This window comes from Blastococcus sp. SYSU DS0533, assembly GCF_054050775.1.
In genome coordinates, this window is record NZ_JBJGZZ010000005.1 from 230727 (window position 1) to 250566 (window position 19840).

At 73.5% G+C, this 19840-nt stretch carries 23 protein-coding genes; 10 read left to right on the forward strand and 13 right to left on the reverse strand.

Annotated features, from left to right (window positions below; all coding sequences use genetic code 11):
* Nucleotides 1-111 precede the first annotated feature (111 nt).
* The 3 genes from ACI79W_RS09095 to ACI79W_RS09105 all read left to right on the forward strand — a co-directional run bounded on the left by ACI79W_RS09095 (nt 112) and on the right by ACI79W_RS09105 (nt 2056).
* Entirely contained in the window at nt 112-621 is a 510-nt protein-coding gene (locus ACI79W_RS09095; protein ID WP_456561753.1) for a hypothetical protein, read from the forward strand.
* Nucleotides 622-679: 58 nt separating this feature from the next.
* Nucleotides 680-1753, forward strand: coding sequence for a redox-regulated ATPase YchF (gene ychF, locus ACI79W_RS09100; RefSeq protein WP_456561754.1), 1074 nt, complete (start codon nt 680-682; stop codon nt 1751-1753).
* A 105-nt stretch (nt 1754-1858) separates the two neighbouring features.
* Nucleotides 1859-2056 (forward strand): hypothetical protein, encoded by a 198-nt coding sequence (locus tag ACI79W_RS09105; RefSeq protein WP_456561755.1) that lies wholly within the window; start codon nt 1859-1861, stop codon nt 2054-2056.
* 3 nt (nt 2057-2059) lie between these two features.
* Here ACI79W_RS09105 and ACI79W_RS09110 read toward each other — a convergent pair whose 3' ends face one another.
* The 7 genes from ACI79W_RS09110 to ACI79W_RS09140 all read right to left on the reverse strand — a co-directional run bounded on the left by ACI79W_RS09110 (nt 2060) and on the right by ACI79W_RS09140 (nt 7062).
* The gene (locus tag ACI79W_RS09110; RefSeq protein ID WP_456561756.1) at nt 2060-3217 is read right to left on the reverse strand and encodes an RNA polymerase sigma factor; all 1158 of its coding nucleotides are present in this window, start codon (nt 3215-3217) and stop codon (nt 2060-2062) included.
* Nucleotides 3214-3621 (reverse strand): YciI family protein, encoded by a 408-nt coding sequence (locus ACI79W_RS09115; RefSeq protein WP_456561757.1) that lies wholly within the window; start codon nt 3619-3621, stop codon nt 3214-3216. Before ACI79W_RS09115 ends, ACI79W_RS09110 begins: the two co-directional genes overlap by 4 nt.
* Nucleotides 3622-3736: 115 nt before the next feature.
* A complete protein-coding gene (locus tag ACI79W_RS09120; protein WP_456561758.1) occupies nt 3737-5128 on the reverse strand; it encodes an NAD(P)/FAD-dependent oxidoreductase in 1392 nt (463 codons plus the stop codon).
* The gene (locus ACI79W_RS09125; RefSeq protein WP_456561759.1) at nt 5125-5265 is read right to left on the reverse strand and encodes a hypothetical protein; all 141 of its coding nucleotides are present in this window, start codon (nt 5263-5265) and stop codon (nt 5125-5127) included. The genes ACI79W_RS09120 and ACI79W_RS09125 overlap by 4 nt, the downstream gene beginning before the upstream one ends.
* A gap of 77 nt (nt 5266-5342) precedes the next feature.
* Nucleotides 5343-5675, reverse strand: coding sequence for a hypothetical protein (locus ACI79W_RS09130; protein WP_456561760.1), 333 nt, complete (start codon nt 5673-5675; stop codon nt 5343-5345).
* Between the two features lie 539 nt (nt 5676-6214).
* Complete coding sequence (locus ACI79W_RS09135) at nt 6215-6451, reverse strand: hypothetical protein (RefSeq protein ID WP_456561761.1); 237 nt, start codon at nt 6449-6451, stop codon at nt 6215-6217.
* A gap of 71 nt (nt 6452-6522) precedes the next feature.
* The gene (locus ACI79W_RS09140; protein WP_456561762.1) at nt 6523-7062 is read right to left on the reverse strand and encodes a dihydrofolate reductase family protein; all 540 of its coding nucleotides are present in this window, start codon (nt 7060-7062) and stop codon (nt 6523-6525) included.
* A 147-nt stretch (nt 7063-7209) separates the two neighbouring features.
* On the opposite strand from ACI79W_RS09140, the gene ACI79W_RS09145 reads away from it, so the two are divergent.
* The 5 genes from ACI79W_RS09145 to ACI79W_RS09165 all read left to right on the forward strand — a co-directional run bounded on the left by ACI79W_RS09145 (nt 7210) and on the right by ACI79W_RS09165 (nt 10992).
* Nucleotides 7210-7662: a nuclear transport factor 2 family protein gene (locus tag ACI79W_RS09145; protein ID WP_456561763.1), complete on the forward strand. Its 453-nt coding sequence runs from the start codon at nt 7210-7212 to the stop codon at nt 7660-7662.
* Between the two features lie 151 nt (nt 7663-7813).
* Complete coding sequence (locus tag ACI79W_RS09150; RefSeq protein WP_456561764.1) at nt 7814-8155, forward strand: PspC domain-containing protein; 342 nt, start codon at nt 7814-7816, stop codon at nt 8153-8155.
* Between the two features lie 112 nt (nt 8156-8267).
* Nucleotides 8268-8885 carry a hypothetical protein gene (locus ACI79W_RS09155; protein ID WP_456561765.1) on the forward strand — a complete coding sequence of 206 codons (618 nt, stop codon included), beginning with the start codon at nt 8268-8270 and terminating at the stop codon, nt 8883-8885.
* Between the two features lie 165 nt (nt 8886-9050).
* Entirely contained in the window at nt 9051-10040 is a 990-nt protein-coding gene (locus ACI79W_RS09160) for an LLM class flavin-dependent oxidoreductase (protein ID WP_456561766.1), read from the forward strand.
* A gap of 46 nt (nt 10041-10086) precedes the next feature.
* Nucleotides 10087-10992, forward strand: a complete 906-nt coding sequence (locus tag ACI79W_RS09165; RefSeq protein ID WP_456561767.1) for a DUF1028 domain-containing protein — start codon at nt 10087-10089, stop codon at nt 10990-10992.
* Between the two features lie 302 nt (nt 10993-11294).
* Here ACI79W_RS09165 and ACI79W_RS09170 read toward each other — a convergent pair whose 3' ends face one another.
* Genes ACI79W_RS09170 through ACI79W_RS09180 form a run of 3 tightly spaced genes read right to left on the reverse strand, consistent with a single transcriptional unit; the run spans nt 11295 to nt 14764 of the window.
* Nucleotides 11295-12110: a succinate dehydrogenase/fumarate reductase iron-sulfur subunit gene (locus ACI79W_RS09170; RefSeq protein WP_456561768.1), complete on the reverse strand. Its 816-nt coding sequence runs from the start codon at nt 12108-12110 to the stop codon at nt 11295-11297.
* Nucleotides 12107-14053, reverse strand: coding sequence for a fumarate reductase/succinate dehydrogenase flavoprotein subunit (locus ACI79W_RS09175; RefSeq protein WP_456561769.1), 1947 nt, complete (start codon nt 14051-14053; stop codon nt 12107-12109). The genes ACI79W_RS09170 and ACI79W_RS09175 overlap by 4 nt, the downstream gene beginning before the upstream one ends.
* A 12-nt stretch (nt 14054-14065) precedes the next feature.
* Nucleotides 14066-14764 (reverse strand): succinate dehydrogenase cytochrome b subunit, encoded by a 699-nt coding sequence (locus ACI79W_RS09180; protein WP_456561770.1) that lies wholly within the window; start codon nt 14762-14764, stop codon nt 14066-14068.
* Between the two features lie 172 nt (nt 14765-14936).
* Here ACI79W_RS09180 and ACI79W_RS09185 point away from each other — a divergent pair, with 172 nt between their 5' ends.
* Both ACI79W_RS09185 and ACI79W_RS09190 read left to right on the forward strand, forming a co-directional pair.
* The gene (locus tag ACI79W_RS09185; protein ID WP_456561771.1) at nt 14937-15545 is read left to right on the forward strand and encodes a sulfite oxidase-like oxidoreductase; all 609 of its coding nucleotides are present in this window, start codon (nt 14937-14939) and stop codon (nt 15543-15545) included.
* 76 nt (nt 15546-15621) lie between these two features.
* Entirely contained in the window at nt 15622-16332 is a 711-nt protein-coding gene (locus ACI79W_RS09190; RefSeq protein WP_456561772.1) for an FAD-binding oxidoreductase, read from the forward strand.
* A 42-nt stretch (nt 16333-16374) separates the two neighbouring features.
* On the opposite strand, the gene ACI79W_RS09195 is transcribed toward ACI79W_RS09190, so the two are convergent.
* From ACI79W_RS09195 to ACI79W_RS09205, 3 genes are all read right to left on the reverse strand, one after another.
* Nucleotides 16375-17826 (reverse strand): M1 family metallopeptidase, encoded by a 1452-nt coding sequence (locus ACI79W_RS09195; RefSeq protein WP_456561773.1) that lies wholly within the window; start codon nt 17824-17826, stop codon nt 16375-16377.
* 171 nt (nt 17827-17997) lie between these two features.
* Entirely contained in the window at nt 17998-18603 is a 606-nt protein-coding gene (locus tag ACI79W_RS09200) for a response regulator (protein WP_456561774.1), read from the reverse strand.
* Complete coding sequence (locus ACI79W_RS09205; protein WP_456561775.1) at nt 18600-19811, reverse strand: sensor histidine kinase; 1212 nt, start codon at nt 19809-19811, stop codon at nt 18600-18602. Before ACI79W_RS09205 ends, ACI79W_RS09200 begins: the two co-directional genes overlap by 4 nt.
* Nucleotides 19812-19840: the final 29 nt, after the last annotated feature.

The window sequence follows — 19840 nt, forward strand, 5'->3', positions numbered from 1 at the left end:
TCGTCGTCGGACCGCGCACCTGGCCTCCAGCCTGGCCGAATCCCCGGTTGGTACCGCAGCCGCAGGGTAACCGTGGGCGCAGGCGCCTGCCCGGCGAGCGGAGGGTCGACCATGGCCGAGTCCGGCACGAGGTCACCGGTGCCCCGCGAGGGGTGGCGGCGGGTGCTGCGCTGGTGGGGGCGGGCCGGTGCGTTCCTGGCCGGGCTGTTCCTGGGCGCGGTGCTGGTCGGGCTGCTCAGCGAGGGCACCGTCGTCGTCGCCAACCCCGTGCCGCTGGACCAGGACGTCGACCCACCGGGGGCCGTGGCCGGTGGCGGTGCCACCGAGGGCGGCGCCACCGGTCAGGTGACCGTCGACGACGACTGCCTGCGCGCCGTGAACGCGGCGCAGGACGTGGCGCAGCTCGTCGACGAGATGGGAGAGGCGATCGCCGTCCTCAACGCCGCCCGGATGGACGAGGTCGTGCGGCGGCTGCAGCCGCTGCAGCGGCGCCTGCAGGCCAGCGTCGAGGCGTGCGAGGTGCGGGCGGGTACGGGCGGGGGCGCGTCCGCCGCCGAGCCCACGGGGTCCACGCCGCCGTCCGGCTCCACCGCGCCGGCGAGCCCGTCGGCGACCGACTGACCGCCGCCGCCGCGGCGGGCACGGGTCCTGCGCCGAGGGCGCCGTAGGCTGGTACCCCGTGAGTCTCACCATCGGGATCGTCGGCCTGCCCAACGTCGGCAAGTCGACGCTCTTCAACGCCCTGACCAAGAACGACGTCCTCGCGGCGAACTACCCGTTCGCGACGATCGAGCCGAACGTCGGCGTGGTGGGCGTGCCCGACCCGCGGCTGGACGAGCTCGCGGAGATCTTCGGCTCGCAGAAGATCATCCCGGCGACGGTCTCGTTCGTCGACATCGCCGGGATCGTGCGCGGTGCGAGCGAGGGCCAGGGGCTGGGCAACAAGTTCCTCGCCAACATCCGCGAGAGCGACGCGATCTGCCAGGTGATCCGCGTCTTCACCGACCCCGACGTCGTGCACGTCGAGGGCAAGGTCAGCCCGGCCGACGACATCGAGACGATCAACACCGAGCTCGTGCTGGCCGACATGCAGACCCTGGAGAAGGCGGTCCCGCGGCTGGAGAAGGAGGCGAAGAAGGACAAGGAGCGCGCTGCGCTGCTGTCCGCCGCCCTGGAGGCCCAGAACGTGCTGAACCAGGGCCGCACCCTCTTCGCCGCCGGGGTCGACCCCGAGCCGCTGCGCGAGCTGACGCTGCTCACGACCAAGCCGTTCCTCTACGTCTTCAACGTGGACGCCGACGAGCTGGGCAACGCCGCGGTGCTCGACGAGCTGCGCGCGCTGGTGGCGCCGGCCGAGGCGATCTTCCTCGACGCCCAGACCGAGTCGGAGCTGATCGAGCTCCCGGCCGAGGAGGCCGCCGAGCTGCTGGAGTCGATCGGGCAGAACGAGCCGGGCCTCGACCAGCTCGCGAAGGTCGGGTTCCGCACCCTCGGGCTGCAGACCTACCTGACGGCCGGGCCCAAGGAAGCCCGCGCGTGGACGATCCCGGTCGGCGCCACCGCCCCGCAGGCCGCCGGCGTCATCCACACCGACTTCCAGCGCGGCTTCATCAAGGCCGAGATCGTCAGCTACGACCAGCTGGTCGAGGCCGGCTCCATGGCCGAGGCCAAGTCCCGCGGCTGGGTGCGCATGGAGGGCAAGGACTACGTCATGGCCGACGGCGACGTGGTGGAGTTCCGCTTCAACGTCTGACCGGGCGCGCCGGTCCGGCGGAACAGGGGCTACAGGAGCGGCGTTCTGGTGTCGATGCCCCGGTGGCCCGGTACTGCCGGGCCCACCCACGACCGAGGAGACCTGATGGACTACCTGCGACAGCTGCAGGCGGAGCGGCCGCTGCTCTTCGGGCTCCTGCTCCTGGTGGGTTTCATCGTCGCCTTCCAGCTCGCGATCTTCGTGATCCAGCTGATCGTCGGGCCCTTCGGCCTGCCGTCCTGGGCGCCGATCGTGATCCTGGTCGGCGGCCTCGTCCTGATCGCGCGCCGGCAGCAGCGCTAGCGGCTATCCGCCCGACCGGGCGTTGAGCCGCGCCGCCTGCCGCATGAGGTGGTCGCGCTCGGGCAGGTTCGGCGCCGACCGGGCCGCCTCGGCGTAGAGCTGTGCCGCGGTGACCAGGTCGCCGTCCTTTCCGTGCAGGTAGGCCGCGACGGCGGTGTACCGGGGGAGCGCGGGGTCGAGCTCGGCCAGCGCGGCCAGCCCCGCCCGCGCACCGTCGGCCTCGCCGACCGCGACGGCCCGGTTGAGGCGGGCGACCGGGCTGCCGGTGAGCCGCACCAGCTCGTCGTACCACTCCACGATCTGCACCCAGTCGGTCTCCTCCGCCGTCCGTGCGTCCGCGTGCAGCGCGGCGATCGCCGCCTGCGCCTGGAACTCGCCCAGCCGGTCGCGTGCCAGCGCCGTCTGCAGCACCTCGACCCCCTCGGCGATCAGCCGGGAGTCCCATGCGCCGCGGTCCTGCTCGGCGAGCGGCACCAGGCTCCCGTCGGGGCGGGTACGAGCCGGGCGCCGCGCGTGGTGCAGCAGCATCAGCGCGAGCAGCCCCGCCACCTCGGGGTGGTCGCTGACGGCCGCGAGCTGGCGGGTGAGCCGGATCGCCTCGGCGGCGAGGTCGACGTCGCCGGAGTAGCCCTCGTTGAAGACCAGGTACAGCACCCGGAGGACGGTGGTGATGTCCCCGGGCCGGTCGAACCGGACGCCCGACACCGTCCGCTTGGCCCGGCTGATCCGCTGCGCCATCGTCGCCTCGGGCACGAGGTAGGCCTGGGCGATCTGCCGCGTGGTCAGGCCGCCGACCGCGCGCAGCGTGAGCGCGACCGCCGAGGCCGGGGTCAGCGACGGGTGCGCGCACAGGAAGTAGAGCCGGAGGGAGTCGTCGGCCTCCTGCCCCGGCCCGGGCGCGGGTTCGGCGTCCACCCGCTCCTCGCGGCGCCGCCGGGAGGTCTCGGCGCGGGTGGCATCGAGGAACTTGCGCCAGGCCACCGTGACCAGCCAGCCCTGCGGGTCGCGCGGAGGGTCGTCCGGCCACACCCGCACGGCCTCGACCAGGGCCTCCTGGACGGCGTCCTCGGCCGCCGCGAAGTCCGCTCCGCGGCGGCCGAGGACCCCGATCACGGTGGGGACGACCGCCCGGAGCAGGGTCTCGTCCACCGGAGCGGTCACTCCGTGACGGTGGGCGGGGCCGTGAGGAAGGGGCGCAGCTCGAGCCACTCGTGGATCGGCTTCCCACCGGCACCCGGAGCCGCGGACAGCTCGCCGGCGAGCTCCACGGCGCGTTCGTGGCTGTCGACGTCGACCACCATCCAGCCGGCGATCAGGTCCTTCGTCTCCGCGAACGGTCCGTCGGTGACCGGCGGCCGGCCCTCGCCGTCCGAGCGGACCCACGTCCCCTCGGGGGCGAGCGCCTGCCCGTCGACGAATTCACCGGTGCCCTCGAGCCGCGCCGCGAAGTCCTGCATGTACTGCACGTGGGCCGAGATCTCCTCGGGCGTCCACTTCTCCATCGGGACGTCGTTGACCGCCGCCGGCGCGCCGCGGTAGTGCTTGAGCAGCAGGTACTTGGCCATGGTGTTCTCCCTGGTGAGGTACGGCCCATCGTGGCCGTTCGCACCCCTGGGACGGAACCGCCCGCGCCATCTCGACACGGGGCCCCGACCCGGTCGGGGAATCTCCGGGACGGGGTCAGACCCGGCCGGTCAGGATCTGGTGCCAGTAGACCTGCGGCAGCCCGTAGCGGTCGAACAACCACTGCCACCGGCGCGGGACGAACGGGTCGAGGAAGGGCACCGACGGCTGCGACCGGTCGTCGCGGTCGACCTCGTTCAGCATCAGCTTCCGGCGGCTCACGGTGATCGGCATGACCGTGTAGCCGTTGTAGGGCTGCATCGGCTCGCCCTGCGCGGCGGCCTGCAGGTTCCTGCTCAGCACCTTGACCTGCTTCCGCAGCGCACCGCCGGACGGGCGGGTGGCGAGGTCGGCGGCATCACCGAGGGCCCACACCTGCTCGTGGCGCCGGTGCCGCATCGTCTCGGGGTCGACGTCCACCAGGCCGGGCGCCTCGTCGACCGAGAGGCCGGCGTCGGCGATCCAGCGCGGCGCCCGGTAGTGCGGGACGGCGTGCGCGAAGGCGACGTCCTCCAGCACCCGCCGACCACCCGGTGAGCCGACGGTGACGGAGCGCAGGTCGCCGTCCACCCGCTCGATCCGCGCTCCCCGCAGCACCTCGACGCCGTAGCCGGCGAGCACCTCCTCCAGCAACCGGTCCGCCTCCGGGATGCCCGTCGCGGTCGCCTCCGGGAGGACGAGGCGGACCTGCAGGTCGCCCAGCACCCCGGCGCGCCGCCAGTGGTCGCACGCCATCAGCAGCGGCTTGAGCGCCGTCGGCCCGCAGGAGGCCGGTTCCGGCGGCACGGTGAACACCGTCGACCCCGACCGCACCGACCGGATGGCCGGCCACACCAGCGGGGTGCTCCCCGGCACGTACGAGGACGCCGCCCACCCCTCGGTGTAGGCCCGCTGCAGCCCCGGTGTCGCGTCCCAGTCCTCGAGCAGGCCCGGGCAGAGCACCAGCGTCGACCAGTGCAGCGACCGCCCGCCGCGGGTCCGCACCGTGCGGGCGGTCGGGTCGACGGCCTCCACCGCGTCGCGGATCCAGGTGCACCCGTCCGGGACCACCTCGGCCATCGGGCGTTCCAGCTCCGCCATCGACGCCTCGCCGGCGGCGACGTAGTTCAGCAGCGGCTTGTACCGGTGCACCGGCTGGGGGGCCACCACCGTCACATCGGTGATCCCGTCCCGGAGCAGCCGCGCCGCCAGCGATATGCCGGCGTTGCCGCCACCGACGATGAGCACGTCCGATCCCGCCACGTCCGCTCCCGACATCAGGCCGCGGACCTCTCCTCGGCGCCGCAGCTCGGTCACCGTGTCGAGCCTGCCCAGTTCGCGCGGGTTCCGAACCGCGTACACACGGCTGATCCGGCACTCCTCGACGACGACGAACGCGACCGCCGACTCGAACGGGCCGCCCGGATCGAGCCGGGCACCGACCGCGCCGTCGACCAGCGCGGTGGTCATCCGCACGCCGGGTGGGACTCGGCGAAGCGCGCGAGCGCCGCCGCCACCTTGCGCTGCCCACCAGTGGGCGCCGGGACGCGGGCGCCAGGCAGCGCGGCCGACAGCTCGTCGGTCACCTGCGGGGGCGTCGCGCTCATCACCTCGGCGTGCTCCAGTACCCGGAGCTCTCGCGGTGTGCAGACGCCGGCCGGGCCGCCGCTGTGACACGGCACCCTCAGAAGGAGACGACCATCCCGGCCGTCGTCGCGACCAGCGTGAAGCCGGCCAGCCAGGTCGCCCGGATGCCGGTGCGCCGGGAGGGGGCGCTCCCGCGCCGGGCGAGCAGGACGCCCCCGACCAGGGCGGCCAGGCCCGTGATCAGGGCGGCGACCTCCATCACCCACCACGGCGAGGCCGTGGGGCTGAGCCACCGGGTGGGCGGGGTCAACCCGAGCACCCAGCTGTACGACGCTGCCCAGCTGACCAGGCCGAGGACCGCCAGGGCGAGTACCGGCCACCGCCACCGGTCGGCCCCCGTGCGGCGGAGCGCCACCTGTTCGTCGAGCACGCGGCGGAGGGTAGGGCAGCGGTGCGCCGAGCGGTCAGCTCCCGAGCGCGCCGGAGCGGCACCCCGGCCGCCGACCGTCCGCCGCGGGGGTCGCCTGCGGGCTGCCGGCGACCACCCGCGGTGGACCGGGTCAGGGGGTGACGAGGCCGCGCACGCTCCCGGTCACGGTGAGCGCCGGCCGGCCGGTGATGCGCAGGCCCTGGTCGGCCAGCGCGTAGGTGGTCTCGATGGCCTCCTCGGCCGCACCAGCACGGCCGGCACCAGGCTGCGCACGATGCTGGCCACGCCCTGCACGATGCCGGTAACGGCGTCCTCGCCGCTGCCGGCCGCCGCGGCCAGCTGCCGGCGGGCCTGCTCTGCTCCCGGAGCGGTAGCGGGTGCGGCCGGCGTCGTGGGGGCGGGCGTGGTCATGGCTTCCCCTCCTGGATCGGTCCCGGTCGGGCACCACGAGGCTCCGGCCGGCAGATGACCCTCAGGAGAGCAGCGGACGCACGCCGGGGGAGCGCCCCGCCAACGGTCGACTCCGGCCCGGCGCAGGGTCAGCCGGCGAGGCGGGTGCACTCCTCGCAGCGCGCCGCCTCTCGCTGCGACGACCAGTCCTGCGCGGCGGTGGCACGCACCAGCTGGCCGCACAGCGAGGACTCCAGCCCGTCGACCACCGGCTTGGCCACGGCGTGCGCGACGTCGGCGGCCCGCGCGAAACCGTCGTCACCGGGCCGGACGTCGGGTCCGATCCACCCGACCCGGATACCGATCACGAAGAGGCTCGCCGTCATGGCGCCAGCGTGGGCACCCGAGGTGTCCGGCGGGTGACGCGGCCCCGAACACTCGGCGGCGACGTGGCGTCTCAACCCTGCGTGGCGGGCCGGTAGACGACGTGCAGCACGCCGGTCGGCAGCGCCTCGGAGGACACCAGCTCCAGCGGCGTGCGGCCCAGCTCGTCGGTCCAGCGCCGCTCGCCCGAGACCACGACCGGGTCGACCAGCAGCACCAGCTCGTCGAGCAGGCCGGCCGCCAGGAGCGACCGGACCGTGGTCAGGCTGCCCGACATGCCGATGGTCCCCTCGCTGCCCGCCTTGACCGCCCGCACGTCGTCCAGGCCGCGCAGCACCGTGGTGCCGGCCCAGTCGGAGCGCTCCAGCGTCGTCGACAGCACGTACTTCGGGACGGGGTTGATGAACTCGGCGAACTCGTCGCTGTCGTTGCCCGGCCAGTACTGCGCCCACTGGTCGTGCAGGACCCGCCCCATGAGGTAGGACTCGCAGCGCCCCAGGTGCCGGTCCATCGCCTTGCCCATCGCCTCGTCGAAGTACGGGCCGTGCCACAGGTCGGGGCGCTCCGCCGAGCCGTCGACGGTCGTGAACAGAGCAGCGGCGATGCGTCCCACGGGGTCCCCTTCGAGCGAGCGGTCGTCGAGAACCTAGACGCCGAGGGCCCGGAGAACTCGTCGTCCGGGCGCGCGGCCGCGGCGCATCCCCGGCAGGCTGGTCCCGGTGGTCGGCCGGCGGCCACCGCCGCACCGAGGAGGTACCACGTGCCCCGCCCTCCGTTCCCGCCGTTCACCCTGGAGACCGCCCGGCAGAAGGTGCGCGCGGCGGAGGACGCCTGGAACTCGCGTGACCCGGTGCGCGTGGCCCAGGCCTACACCGAGGACACGGTGTGGCGGAACCGCGCCGAGTTCCTGCGGGGCCGCGACGAGGTGGTGGAGTTCCTGACCCGCAAGTGGCAGCGCGAGCGGGACTACGCGCTGCGCAAGGAGCTGTGGGCGTTCTCCGACGACCGCATCGCGGTCCGGTTCCAGTACGAGTGGCACGACGACGGGGGCGGCACCTGGCGCTCGTACGGCAACGAGAACCGGGAGTTCGCCGCAGACGGCCTCATGCGCCGCCGGGAGGCCAGCATCAACGACGTGCCCATCGCCCTCGAGGAGCGGTCGATCCTGGGCCCTCGGGAGGACGGCGCCACCACCCCTCTGCCGCTGCGCTGAGGCCCCGTCGAAGCTCGGTCGTGACCGCGGGCGGCGCGCCGCTGCGGCGGCACGCCCGCGTGGGACCAGGGCCGACCCCGAGTTCGGGATCAGGGGCGGTTCCGGGTGTCACCGGATGTCCCGGCGACGCCGCGGGCGGCAGGCTCGCGGCATGACGAACTCGGTTCCCCTCCCTCCCCCCGCGGACGCCCCCGGTGAGGCGCAGCAGCCCCCGCCGGGACGGCCGGAACTCCGGCGCAGCACCACCGACCGGATGGCCGGCGGCGTCTGCGGCGGCCTGGCCGACTACAGCGGCATCGACACCGTGCTCTGGCGGGTCGGCTTCGTCGGCCTCACGGTCGCCGGTGGCGCCGGTGTCCTGGTCTACCTGCTGCTCTGGGTGCTGATGCCCGCCGGCCCGGCCCGCAGCGACGAGACCCCCAGCCCGCTGGAGCGGCTGGTCCAGCGGCTGCACGACGCCCTGACCGGCCGCCGGGCGGCGCCGCCGCGGTGACCCCGGCGGCAACCTCCCCCGGGGGCGACGCGCGGACCGGTGCCGGCCCACGACCGGCGCCGGTCCGCCAGGATGGGCCTGCCACGACCCCGATCAGCGACGGAGCACCGACGTGACCGTTCCCTCCGGACACCAGCCGGCCCCCGTGGTCGTACCGCGCTTCTTCGTGCGGCAGCGAATCACGGTGATGGTGAACCGCTACGAGGTGCTGGCGGCGAACCCGGACGGCAGCGAGGGGCCGCTCCTCGCCCTGGCCGAGCAGAAGCGCATGAAGTTGCGCGAGGAGGTCGTCTTCTTCGCCGACGCGGGCAAGAGCCGGCGGGTGTTCTCGTTCAAGGCCAGGCAGCGCCTGGACGTCGGCGCCGAGCACGACGTCCTCGACGAGCAGGGCCAGCCGATCGGCTACTTCAGGAAGGACTTCGGGGCCAGCCTGCTGCGCTCGACCTGGCACCTCTCCGCGCCGGGCGTCGAGGCGGTCGGTCAGGAGCGCAACCGGTTCATCGCGGTGCTGCGCCGGGTGTGGAACTTCATCCCCTTCCTGGAGAACATCCCGGTGCCCTTCCTCTTCCACTTCGACTTCACCGACAGTCGGACGGGTGCGGTCGTGATGACCAGCGAGAAGGGGATCGCGCTGCGCGACCACTACACGGTGACCGTCCCCGACCCGCGCCTGGACTTCCGGGTGGCGGCGGCGATGGCGGTGGCCCTGGACGCGTTGCAGAGCCGCTGAGCCGTCGCCGGGCCAGTTGCGCACGTCCCTCGCGCTCCCGGGGTCCGGCAGGGTTCTGGGAGCGCGCGGACCGACCGCGGAGATGCAGCTCGAGTGGGGCCCGGGGAAGGAGGGGCCGCCCGTCGGTGTTGCGAGAGACAACCGACGCGAAAGGCCGCACCGCACATGAGCACCACCCTGTCCGTCCTCGACCTCGCACCCATCCCGCGCGGGGAGACCGCGAGCAGCGCCATCGCCGCCAGCGTGGCCCTCGCCCAGCGCGCGGAGGAGCACGGCTACACGCGGGTCTGGTACGCCGAGCACCACAACATGCCCACGATCGCGTCCTCGGCCACCAGCGTGCTGATCGCCCACGTCGGCGCGCAGACCCGCAGCATCCGGCTCGGCGCCGGCGGCATCATGCTGCCCAACCACTCGCCGCTGACGATCGCCGAGCAGTTCGGCACGCTCGACGCGATGTACCCGGGCCGCATCGACCTGGGCCTGGGCCGCGCGCCGGGCAGCGACCAGAACACCACGTACGCGCTGCGCCGCGACCCGCGCTCGGCCGACACCTTCCCGCAGGACGTGCTCGAGCTGCAGGCCTACCTGGCCGGTGAGAGCCGGGTGCCCGGCGTCGACGCGATCCCCGGCAAGGGCTCGCGCGTGCCGCTGTACGTGCTGGGCTCCTCGATGTTCGGCGCCACGCTCGCCGCCGCCCTGGGTCTGCCCTACGCCTTCGCCTCGCACTTCGCGCCCGCCATGCTCGAGCCCGCCGTCGCCGCGTACCGGCGGGAGTTCAAGCCGTCCGAGCAGCTGGCGGAGCCCTACGTCATCGCCGGCGTCAACGTGGTGGCCGCCGACAGCACCGCCGCCGCCCAGGAGCAGCTGCAGGCCGTGCGCCGCAACCTCGCCATCGGTCTGTTCGGCCGGGGCCGGGCGCTCACCGACGAGCAGGCCGACCAGCTGCTCGCCCAGGGCGCCGGTCACCACGTCGGCACGATGCTGACCCACACCGCCGTCGGCACCCCGGTCGAGGTGCGCGAGCACCTCGAGGGCTTCGCGAAGCTCGCCGACGCCGACGAGCTGATCGTCGCCCACCAGTCGGGGTCGCTCGAGGGGCGGCTGCGGTCGGTGGAGCTCGTTGCCGAGGCCATGGGGTCGCGCGCGCTGTGACCCGCCCGTGTTTGGGCCCCCGGGGCGCGCCGGGTAGGCGGCGGCGGTGACGTACTCGATCGTGGCCCGCGACCCCGAGACCGGGGAGATGGGGGTCGCCACCCAGTCCCAGGCCTTCGCGGTCGGCAACAGCGTGCCCTTCGCCCTCCCGGGGCACGGCGTCATCGCCACGCAGTCGATGGCCGAGCCCATGTACGGCGCCGTCGGCCTCGACCTGCTCCGCGGCGGGTTCACCGCCCAGGAGGTGCTGACGGCGCTCAGCAGCGTCGACCCGCAGCCCGAACGCCGGCAGGTCGCCGTGCTCGGCCTGGCCGGTGACTTCGCCGTGTACACCGGCACGAGCTGCGTGGACGCCGCCGGGCACCTCATCGGCGACACCTGCGTCGCGCTGGCCAACATGGCCAGCTCCCCGGCGGTGTGGGAGGCGATGGTCGAGCGGTTCGAGGGCTCCGCGGGCCCGCTCGCGCAGCGGCTGCTGAACTCCCTGGTGGCGGGGGAGGAGGCGGGAGGTGACTTCCGGGGACGCCGGTCCGCCGCGATCATGGTCGTCCGCGCGACGACGACCGGCCGCCCCTGGCACGACATGGTGGTCGACCTCCGGGTCGACGACTCCCCGGACCCGTTGGGCGTCCTCGCCGACCTCACGGTGACCCGTGCCCGCTACCAGGACGTCGTCCGCGCGTTCCAGCAGGCCATCGACGGTGACCCGGTCACCGCCGACCGCGAGCTCGAGCTGCTCCGGCCGATGGATCCGGTGAGCGAGCCCGACCAGCTGATGTGGCGGGCCGTCGTCGCGGCACTGGCCGGGCGCGAGGACGACGCCCGCGCGATGCTCGTCGAACTCGCCGCCAGCGCGCCGCAGTTCATCGAGGCGGCCAGCCGCTTCGGCAAGGCCGGGCTCATGCCGGCCGACGTCGTCGACCGCATCATCCCGCCCGTCCCACCCAGCTGACCCCGGCGCGGCTCACCCGCCGCCATGACCGGCAGCGCGCGGGCGGCGTCGATCGTCACCTCCACCCTGCAGCGGTTCACGCCCTGGACCTGGTCGCCGAGGGAGCGGAGGACGCGACGGTCGCGGCGTTGGCCGAGCTGGGGTGCGACGTCGTCCAGGGCTACCACCTGAGCCGGCCGCTGCCGCCGGAGCAGCTGGAGGCCTGGCTGCAGGAACGGGCGCAGGCGCGCGTCGGCTGACCCGGGACGCACGACGGGCGGGCACCCAGGTGGGTGCCCGCCCGCCGAGGGGTCGTCCTGCTGTCAGCTCTTCGGCCGCGCGCCGGCGCGCAGGGCGCCGAGGAGGTCGTGGTTGAGCCGGGAGATCGTCTCCATGGAGATGCCCTTGGGACAGGAGGCGGAGCACTCGCCGATGTTGGTGCAACCGCCGAAGCCCTCGCGGTCCTGCTGCGCCACCATGTTGACCACGCGGTCGTTGCGCTCGGGCTGGCCCTGGGGGAGCAGCCCCAGGTGCGTCACCTTGGCGGCGGTGAACAGCATCGAGGAGGCGTTCGGGCAGGCCGCCACGCAGGCGCCGCAACCGATGCAGGTCGCGGCGTCGAACGCCGCGTCCGAGTCCGCCTTGGGCACCGGCGTCGCGTGCGCCTCCGGCGCGGTCCCGGTCGGGACGCTGATGTAGCCGCCGGCCTGGATGATCCGGTCGAAGGCCCGCCGGTCGACGGCCAGGTCCTTGATGATCGGGAACGCGGTGGCCCGCCAGGGCTCGATGTCGATCGTGTCGCCGTCGGCGAAGGACCGCATGTGCAGCTGGCACGTGGTCGTCTGCTGCGGGCCGTGCGCCTGGCCGTTGATCATGACGCCGCACATGCCGCAGATGCCCTCGCGGCAGTCGTGGTCGAAGGCGACCGGGTCGTCGCCCTGCATGATCAGCTGCTCGTTGAGCACGTCGAGCATCTCGAGGAACGACATGTCGGGGGAGATGTCGGTGATCTTGTAGGTCACCATCTTGCCCTTGACGGTCGGCCCCTGCTGGCGCCAGATGCGCAGCGTCAGGTTCATGCCGCGCTTGGGCGCGGTGCCGCCGGGGCTCGAGTGCGGCCCCTGCTCGGTGATGGTCACTTGTAGCTCCGCTGGGCGAGGTGGACGTACTCGTACTCGAGGGCTTCCCGGTGCAGCACCGGGGGCTGGCCCTCCGGCGTCCACTCCCAGGCCGCCACGTAGGCGTAGTTCTCGTCGTCGCGCAGCGCCTCGCCCTCGGGGGTCTGGCTCTCCGCGCGGAAGTGGCCACCGCAGCTCTCGTTGCGGTGCAGCGCGTCGACGCACATCAGCTCGGCGAGCTCGATGAAGTCCGCGACCCGGCCGGCGTGCTCGAGCGTCTGGTTGAACGAGTGCCAGTCGCCGGTCACCTTGACGTTGGTCCAGAACTCCTGGCGGATCTCGGGGATCCGGTCCAGCGCCTTGCGCAGGCTCTCCTCCGAGCGCTCCATGCCGCAGAGGTCCCACATGAGCTTGCCGAGCTCCCGGTGGAAGGAGGCCGGGGTGCGGGTGCCGTTGATGCTGAGCAGCTTCTGGGTCTGCTCCTGCACCGCGGTGAGCGCCTCGACGGCGGCCGGGTGGTTCTCGTCGACCTTCTCGAACGGGCCGTCGGCCAGGTAGCTGCTGATCGTCGACGGGAGCACGAAGTACCCGTCGGCCAGCCCCTGCATGAGCGCGCTGGCGCCCAGCCGGTTGGCTCCGTGGTCGGAGAAGTTCGCCTCGCCGATCACGAACATGCCCGGGATCGTCGACTGCAGGTCGTAGTCGACCCACAGACCGCCCATCGTGTAGTGCACGGCGGGGTAGATGCGCATCGGCGTCTGGTAGGGGTCCTCGCCCGTGATCTGGGCGTACATGTCGAAGAGGTTCCCGTACTTGGCCTCGACCGCCGGACGGCCCATGCGCTCCATCGCCTCGGCGAAGTCCAGGTAGACACCCAGGCCACCGGGGCCCACGCCGCGGCCCTCGTCGCAGACGTTCTTGGCCTGGCGCGAGGCGATGTCTCGGGGCACCAGGTTGCCGAAGGAGGGGTAGAGCCGCTCGAGGTAGTAGTCCCGCTCGCTCTCGGGGATCTCCCGCGGGTCGCGGGTGTCGCCGCGCTCCTTGGGCACCCACACGCGGCCGTCGTTGCGCAGCGACTCCGACATCAGGGTCAGCTTCGACTGGTAGTCGCCCTTGACCGGGATGCAGGTGGGGTGGATCTGGGTGTAGCAGGGGTTGGCGAAGTAGGCGCCCCGCTTGTGCGCCCGCCAGATCGCCGTGGCGTTCGAGCCCTTGGCGTTCGTGGACAGGTAGAAGACGTTGCCGTACCCGCCGCTGGCGATGACGACGGCGTCCGCGAAGTGGGTGCTGATCTCGCCGCTGACCAGGTCGCGGGCGACGATGCCGCGGGCCCGGCCGTCGACCACGATCAGGTCCAGCATCTCCGTGCGTGCGTGCTGCTCGACGCTGCCGGCCGCGATCTGCCGCTCGAGGGCCTGGTAGGCGCCGTAGAGCAGCTGCTGGCCCGTCTGGCCGCGGGCGTAGAAGGTGCGGGAGACCTGCGTGCCACCGAACGAGCGGTTGTCGAGCAGACCGCCGTACTCGCGGGCGAAGGGCACGCCCTGGGCCACGCACTGGTCGATGATGTTGACGCTGACCTCGGCGAGGCGGTGCACGTTGTTCTCGCGCGAGCGGAAGTCGCCGCCCTTGACCGTGTCGTAGAACAGCCGGTGCACGCTGTCCCCGTCGTTGCGGTAGTTCTTGGCGGCGTTGATACCGCCCTGCGCGGCGACGCTGTGCGCGCGGCGCGGGCTGTCCTGGTACCAGAACGACTTCACCTTGTAGCCGGCCTCGCCCAGCGTGGCGGCGGCGGAGCCACCGGCCAGGCCGGTGCCGACGACGATCACCGTCAGCTTGCGGCGGTTGGCCGGGTTGACCAGGCGGCCACGGAACTTGCGCTCGCTCCAGCGCTCGCCGATCGGGACGTCGGTGGGGGCCTTGGTGTCGGCGATCGGCTCGCCGACGGTGAACAGCTCGAGAGGCATCTGGGGAGCTCCTTAGTCGATGAGCCCGAAGAGGACGGAGAAGGGCACGAGCAGGAAGCCGACGGTGAGCACGGTCGCGAACGCCACGGCGAAGAGGCTGACGGTCTTCTCGCGGCGGCGGTTGCTCTGGCCCAGGGTCTGCGTGGCGCTCCAGATGCCGTGCCGCAGGTGCATGCCCAGGAGGATCACCGAGATGGCGTAGAAGATCGTGACGAACGGGTTCTGGAAGCTCGCGACGAGCCGGTCGTACGGGGTGCTGTCGAAGCCCTCGGCGTTCACCGCACCCAGGGTGAGGTCGAGGATGTGGTAGATGATGAAGGCGAGGATGATCACGCCGCCCCAGCGCATGGTCCGCGAGGCGTAGCTCTGCGCGGTGGCCTTCTTGGTGACGTAGCCCTGCGGGCGCGCCCGCTTGGCCTGGCGCCACAGCGAGACGGCGGCCCAGAAGTGCGCCACCACCGCCACCAGCAGCACGATCCGGATGACCCAGAGCGTCGTCTGGCCCGGCAGTGCCGGGTTGCCGACCGTCCGGATCCAGCCCGAGTACGAGTTGAACGCCTCCGCGCCCGAGAAGGCCTTCAGGTTCCCGATCACGTGCGCGATCAGGTACAGCACCATGATGATGCCGCTGATGGCCATGACGGCCTTCTTGAAGACCGAGTTGGTCTTCGCCACCTTGGGGGTCCTGCGCTGCGCGTGCTCCACCGTCACCACAAGTCCCCACGCTAGGACTACACGGTCCTTGCCACCAACCAAACACGAGGTGACACACCTCATGTAAGGCGACCCTCACCAGGCCCGGGCGGGGGGATCGGCGGTCGCGGCGCAGGTCTCGCACGCAGGCCGGTGGTCACACCGCCCCCCGACGGGGCAGGCTGTGCACGTGCCCACCCCTACGCGTGGCTTCCTCGGCCGCCGTCGCGAGCGCGACCCGCGGCTCCCTCCCGGCCAGTACGACGTCGGCGCCGACTGGCCCGTGCTCACCGCGGAGCCGACCCCCCGCATCTCCCTGGAGACCTGGAGCATCACCGTCGACGGCCAGGTGGAGCAGCCGACGACCTGGTCGTGGGACGAGGCCCACCGGTTGCCCCCGTCCGAGTACCGCGGCGACATCCACTGCGTCACCACGTGGTCGAAGTTCGGCACCCGCTTCTCCGGCGTCTCCGTCGACACGCTGCTCGAGGTCGCCCGGCCGACCGCCGAGGCGCGGTTCGTCATGGCGACGTCGAAGACCGGCTACACCACCAACCTCCCGCTCGCCGACGTCACCGGGGGCAGGGCCTGGCTGGTCTGGGACTTCGACGGCCGCCCGCTCACCCCCGAGCACGGCGGGCCCGTCCGGTTGCTGGTGCCCCACCTGTACTTCTGGAAGAGCGCCAAGTGGATCAGCAAGCTGACGCTGCTGCGGCGCGACCAGCCCGGCTTCTGGGAGCAGAACGGCTACCACGACCGGGGGGACCCGTGGCGCCAGCAGCGGTACCAGGGTGATTGAGGAAGGACCCCGGTGCCCCCCACCGCTCGCGAGCTCGCGGCGGGACCCTGCAGCGGGGCCGGTAGACCCCTCCCCCATGGGCGTGGGCGGACCGGCGGTGCCGTCGGGCGGCTGGCGCACGGCCACCGTCGCCGGCGTCCGCCGTCCGGTGCCCCGCTCGGTGCAGCTGCGGCTCGACGTCGCCGACCGGGTCGACCACCTGCCCGGGCAGCACTACGTGGTGCGGCTGACCGCCCCGGACGGCTACACCGCGCAGCGGTCGTACTCGGTGGCCTCGGCGCCGGGTGACCCGCTGGTGGAGCTGTTCGTGGAGCGGCTGGACGACGGCGAGGTGTCCACCCACCTGGCCGACGTCGTCGAGCCCGGCGACGTCCTCGAGGTGCGGGGGCCGATCGGCGGCTGGTTCGTCTGGGACACCGAGAGCCCGGCGCTGCTGGTCGCCGGCGGCAGCGGGGTCGTGCCCTTCGTGTCGATGCTGCGCACCGCGCGGGCGTTGGGTCGCACCGACCTGCTCCGCGCCGCCGTCAGCGTGCGCACGCTGGAGCTGCTGCCCTACGCCGACGAGCTGCTCGCCGCCGGCGCCCTGGTGGTGACCACCCGCGAGCCGCGCGGCATCCGGCCCGCCGGCCGGCTCACCGCCGCGGACCTGGTGCCGCTGTGGGAGCCGGGGCAGACCGTGTACGTCTGCGGTTCCGCGGCGTTCGCCGGTGCGGCCACCCGGCTGCTGGAGACCTTGGGCACCCCGGCGGAGGCCATCCGGGTGGAGCAGTTCGGCCCGAGCGGCTGAGGGCCCGGCCGGTCGCCGCCGGCCCCCGGCCGCCGGGCCCCGTCAGCCGGCCGCGGTGGGGTTGCCCGCGGTGAGCAGCCACCGCTGGAACAGCTCGTCCAGCTGCTGCCCGGACACCTTCTCCGCGAGGGCCACGAACTCCTCGGTGGTGGCGGTGCCGCCGGCCTGGGACGCCACCCACTGCTCCACGATCGAGAAGAAGGCCTCGTCGCCCACCGCGCCGCGCAGCGCGTGAAGGGTCATGGCGCCGCGGTAGTAGACCGCGATGTCGAAGAGGTCCTCGGTGGCCGGCCCCGGGTCGCCGATGGTCAGGTCCCAGAACTCCGGCGGTGCCCCGGCGGCGATCGCGTCGAACTCCTCCTGCGGCGTGGACAGCCCCTCCCGCTCGAGCCACAGCCACTCGGCGTAGGTGGCGAACCCCTCGTTGAGCCAGATGTGCCGCCATTCGTCGATGCGCACCAGGTCGCCGATCCACTGGTGCGCCAGCTCGTGCACCACCACCAGGTCGCCGTTCACCGGGTCGGTGAAGAACACCGGTGCGTAGATCGACCGGGTCTGCGTCTCCAGCGCGAACTGGAACTCGGGGTGGTCGTCGACGATGCCGCCGGCGGTGCGGAACGGGTAGGGGCGGCCCAAGACCTCCGAGAGGAAGTCGACGATCTCCGGCTGGCGGGCCAGGGACGCCGCGGCGACCTCCCCGGCCGAGGGCCCCTCCGCCCCCGGGTCGAGGTCGAGGGTGAACAGGTCGGGGTCGAGCGCGTCCCAGTAGCGGATGCCGTCGACCCGGTACTCCCGCAGGTCGAACTCGCCGATCGCCAGCGTCACCAGGTACGTCGCCATCGGCTCCTGCGCGCGCCACTCCCACGTCGTCCACCCGCCCGCGGTGGCGCTGCCGCGGAGCAGACCGTTCGAGACGGCCTCGAGCCCCTCGGGCACGGTCGCCCGCACGTCCACCGAGGCGGCGTCCCGGGGGTGGTCGTTGGCGGGGAACCAGGTGGCCGCACCGTCGGGCTGGCCGGCGACGACGGCCCCGTCGTCGGTGTGCATGAAACCGGAGGTGCCGAGCGCGTCGGTGATCGTCTCCGGGACGCCGCCGTAGGTGACCGTGGCGGCGAACCGCTGGCCGGCGCGCAGGGCCTTGGCCGGGGTGATCGTGAGCTCGCCGCCGTCGTGCCCCCACGTCGCGTCGGCGGAGCCCACCCGCACGGAGCGGACCTCCAGGCCCGACAGGTCGAGGTTGAAGGCGGAGAGGTCCTGCAGGGCCCGCGCGGTGATCGTCGCGACGCCGTCGAGGACGTCGGTCGCCGGGTCGTAGCGGAGGTCGAGGTCGTAGTGCAGGACGTCGTACCCGCCGTTGCCGTCGAGCGGGTAGTAGGGGTCCCCGATGCCCGGGGCGCCGGGGACGGGCTGGTGCTCGTCGCCGAGCGCCACGCCGGGGCTCACCCCGAGCACCACCACGGTGGTCGCGGTCAGCAGCGAGAGTTTCCGGGACATGGCTGCTCCTCGGGGCCGTCGCGCCGTCTCCTGCGCGGGGACGGCGACGGTAACGGCCCGGCGTGGGCTCGTTCGGCCTCCCGGTACGCGGTGCCGGGACGTGCACCGCGTGGGGCCACGCGGAGAACACGTGTCGTCGCCGGCTGCGACGGGTGGCCGGGTTCCGCGCCCTCAGATCCAGCCCCGCCGGCGGGCCTCGCTGACGGCGGCGTGGCGGTTGGGGGCGCCGAGCTTCGCGGCCGCGGCGGAGAGGTGGTTGCGGACGGTGCCGGGGGAGAGGTGGGCCCGGGCGGCGATCTCCTCCACCGGTGCGCCACCGGCGGCGAGCTCGAGGATGTCGGCCTCGCGGGGGGTCAGCGGGCTGTCCCCGGCACTGATCGCCTCGGCGGCCAGCTCCGGGTCGACGTAGCGCCCACCGCCGTGCACGGTGCGGACGACGGAGGTCAGCACCGCCGCATTCACCGTCTTGGGCAGGAACCCGCGGACGCCGGCCTCGAGGGCCCGCTTGAGGTGGCCGGGGCGGCCGTGCCCGGTGACGATCACCAGCCCGCAGCCGGGGACGACGGTCGCGAGCTCGGCCGCCAGGGAGATGCCGTCGCGGTCGGGCAGCTGGAGGTCGAGGACGGCGACGTCAGGGGCGTGCGCCCGGGCCATGGCCAGCGCCTCCGCGGCCGAAGCGGCCTCGGCGACGACCGCCAGGTCCTCCTCCAGGGCCAGCAGCGCGGCCAGCGCGGAGCGGATCAGGTTCTCGTCGTCGGCCAGCAGGACCCGGATCACCGCGCGGCCCCCGCGGCCGCCCGCGGCAGGGTCGCCGCCAGCAGGAACCGGCCGTCCTGCGCCTGCGCGTGCAACCGCCCGTCCAGCCCGGCCAGCCGCTCGGCGAGCCCGGTGAGCCCGTTGCCCCAACCGCGGGAACCGTCTCCGGTGCCGTCGTTGACCACGGACAGCTGGACCTCGTCCGGTGCGGCGGACAGGGTGATCGTGCACTCCGTGGCGCGGCTGTGCCGCAGCACGTTGGTCACCGCCTCGCGCACCACCCAGCCGAAGGCCGTCTGCACCTGCTCGGGCAGCGCGGTGCCCGCGTCCTCCCCGGTGACGGTGCACGCGACCCCCGCCGCCCGGAGCACCGAGCGCGCGCCGGCCAGCTCGCCGGCGAGGTCGACGGACCGGTACCCGCGCACCACCTCGCGCACCTCGCGCAGCGACCCCTCGGCGATGCGCGCGATGTCGGCCAGCTCCTCGGCCGCGCCCGGTTGGCCCCGGCGCACCAGCTCACCGGCGAGCTGGCTCTTCACCGCGATGGTCGACAGGTCGCGGCCCATGACGTCGTGCAGGTCGCGGGCGAAGCGCAGCCGCTCCTCCGCGACCGCGAGCTGCAGCTGCACGCCGCGGCTGCGGGCCATCTCCTGCACCACGTCGAGCACCCACACCGAGAAGCGGAACGCCAGGACCACCGCCAGCACGGCGATCGCGAGGACGAGGCCCTGCACCGCGGCGGCGGCCGCGGGCGTCCCGTCGAGGCGTGCGGCGAACCCGCTCAGCACCCCGATGGTGAGCGTGTGCGGGAGCAGCTGCCGGGTCGTCCAGACCGTCGAGCAGGCGGTCAGCACCATGCCCAGCGGCAGCGCCACGGACCACGGCACGGCGGGGGAGGGGTCGCCGGTGCCGAAGGCCCAGGCGCCCGCGGCGGCCATCACGCCGGCCGCCGCGAAGGCGCCGAGGACCGGTCGGGCGGGCAGCGGCTCGTCCCGGCGGTGCGCGGCCAGCCCCCGGCGGGTCACCACCACCCCGCCGACGGCGGTGCCCAGGGCGCCCGCGAGGAACAGCCCGACGGCGAGGTCGGGGACGGGGTGCACCGCGGACCCCAGCACGGCGACGGCGAACAGCGGGATGGCGCCCACGAACGAGTAGAACGACCACCGGGTGTAGAGCTCGATGCGCTCGGGGTCGGAGCGGCTTCCCCACCAGCGCATCACGGTCGGCACGCCGCCATGCTGCCGCACGGCCGGACGGC

What these genes read in the sequence shown, in the direction of transcription:
- ACI79W_RS09125 (WP_456561759.1), bottom strand. Translation starts at nt 5,265, where the DNA reads ATGAGCGCGACGCCCCCGCAGGTGACCGACGAGCTGTCGGCCGCGCTG.
- ACI79W_RS09120 (WP_456561758.1), bottom strand. Translation starts at nt 5,128, where the DNA reads ATGACCACCGCGCTGGTCGACGGCGCGGTCGGTGCCCGGCTCGATCCG.
- ACI79W_RS09160 (WP_456561766.1), top strand. Translation starts at nt 9,051, where the DNA reads ATGAGCACCACCCTGTCCGTCCTCGACCTCGCACCCATCCCGCGCGGG.
- ACI79W_RS09095 (WP_456561753.1), top strand. Translation starts at nt 112, where the DNA reads ATGGCCGAGTCCGGCACGAGGTCACCGGTGCCCCGCGAGGGGTGGCGG.
- ACI79W_RS09135 (WP_456561761.1), bottom strand. Translation starts at nt 6,451, where the DNA reads ATGACGGCGAGCCTCTTCGTGATCGGTATCCGGGTCGGGTGGATCGGA.
- ACI79W_RS09105 (WP_456561755.1), top strand. Translation starts at nt 1,859, where the DNA reads ATGGACTACCTGCGACAGCTGCAGGCGGAGCGGCCGCTGCTCTTCGGG.
- ACI79W_RS09150 (WP_456561764.1), top strand. Translation starts at nt 7,814, where the DNA reads ATGACGAACTCGGTTCCCCTCCCTCCCCCCGCGGACGCCCCCGGTGAG.
- ACI79W_RS09195 (WP_456561773.1), bottom strand. Translation starts at nt 17,826, where the DNA reads ATGTCCCGGAAACTCTCGCTGCTGACCGCGACCACCGTGGTGGTGCTC.
- ACI79W_RS09115 (WP_456561757.1), bottom strand. Translation starts at nt 3,621, where the DNA reads ATGGCCAAGTACCTGCTGCTCAAGCACTACCGCGGCGCGCCGGCGGCG.
- ACI79W_RS09175 (WP_456561769.1), bottom strand. Translation starts at nt 14,053, where the DNA reads ATGCCTCTCGAGCTGTTCACCGTCGGCGAGCCGATCGCCGACACCAAG.
- ACI79W_RS09190 (WP_456561772.1), top strand. Translation starts at nt 15,622, where the DNA reads ATGGGCGTGGGCGGACCGGCGGTGCCGTCGGGCGGCTGGCGCACGGCC.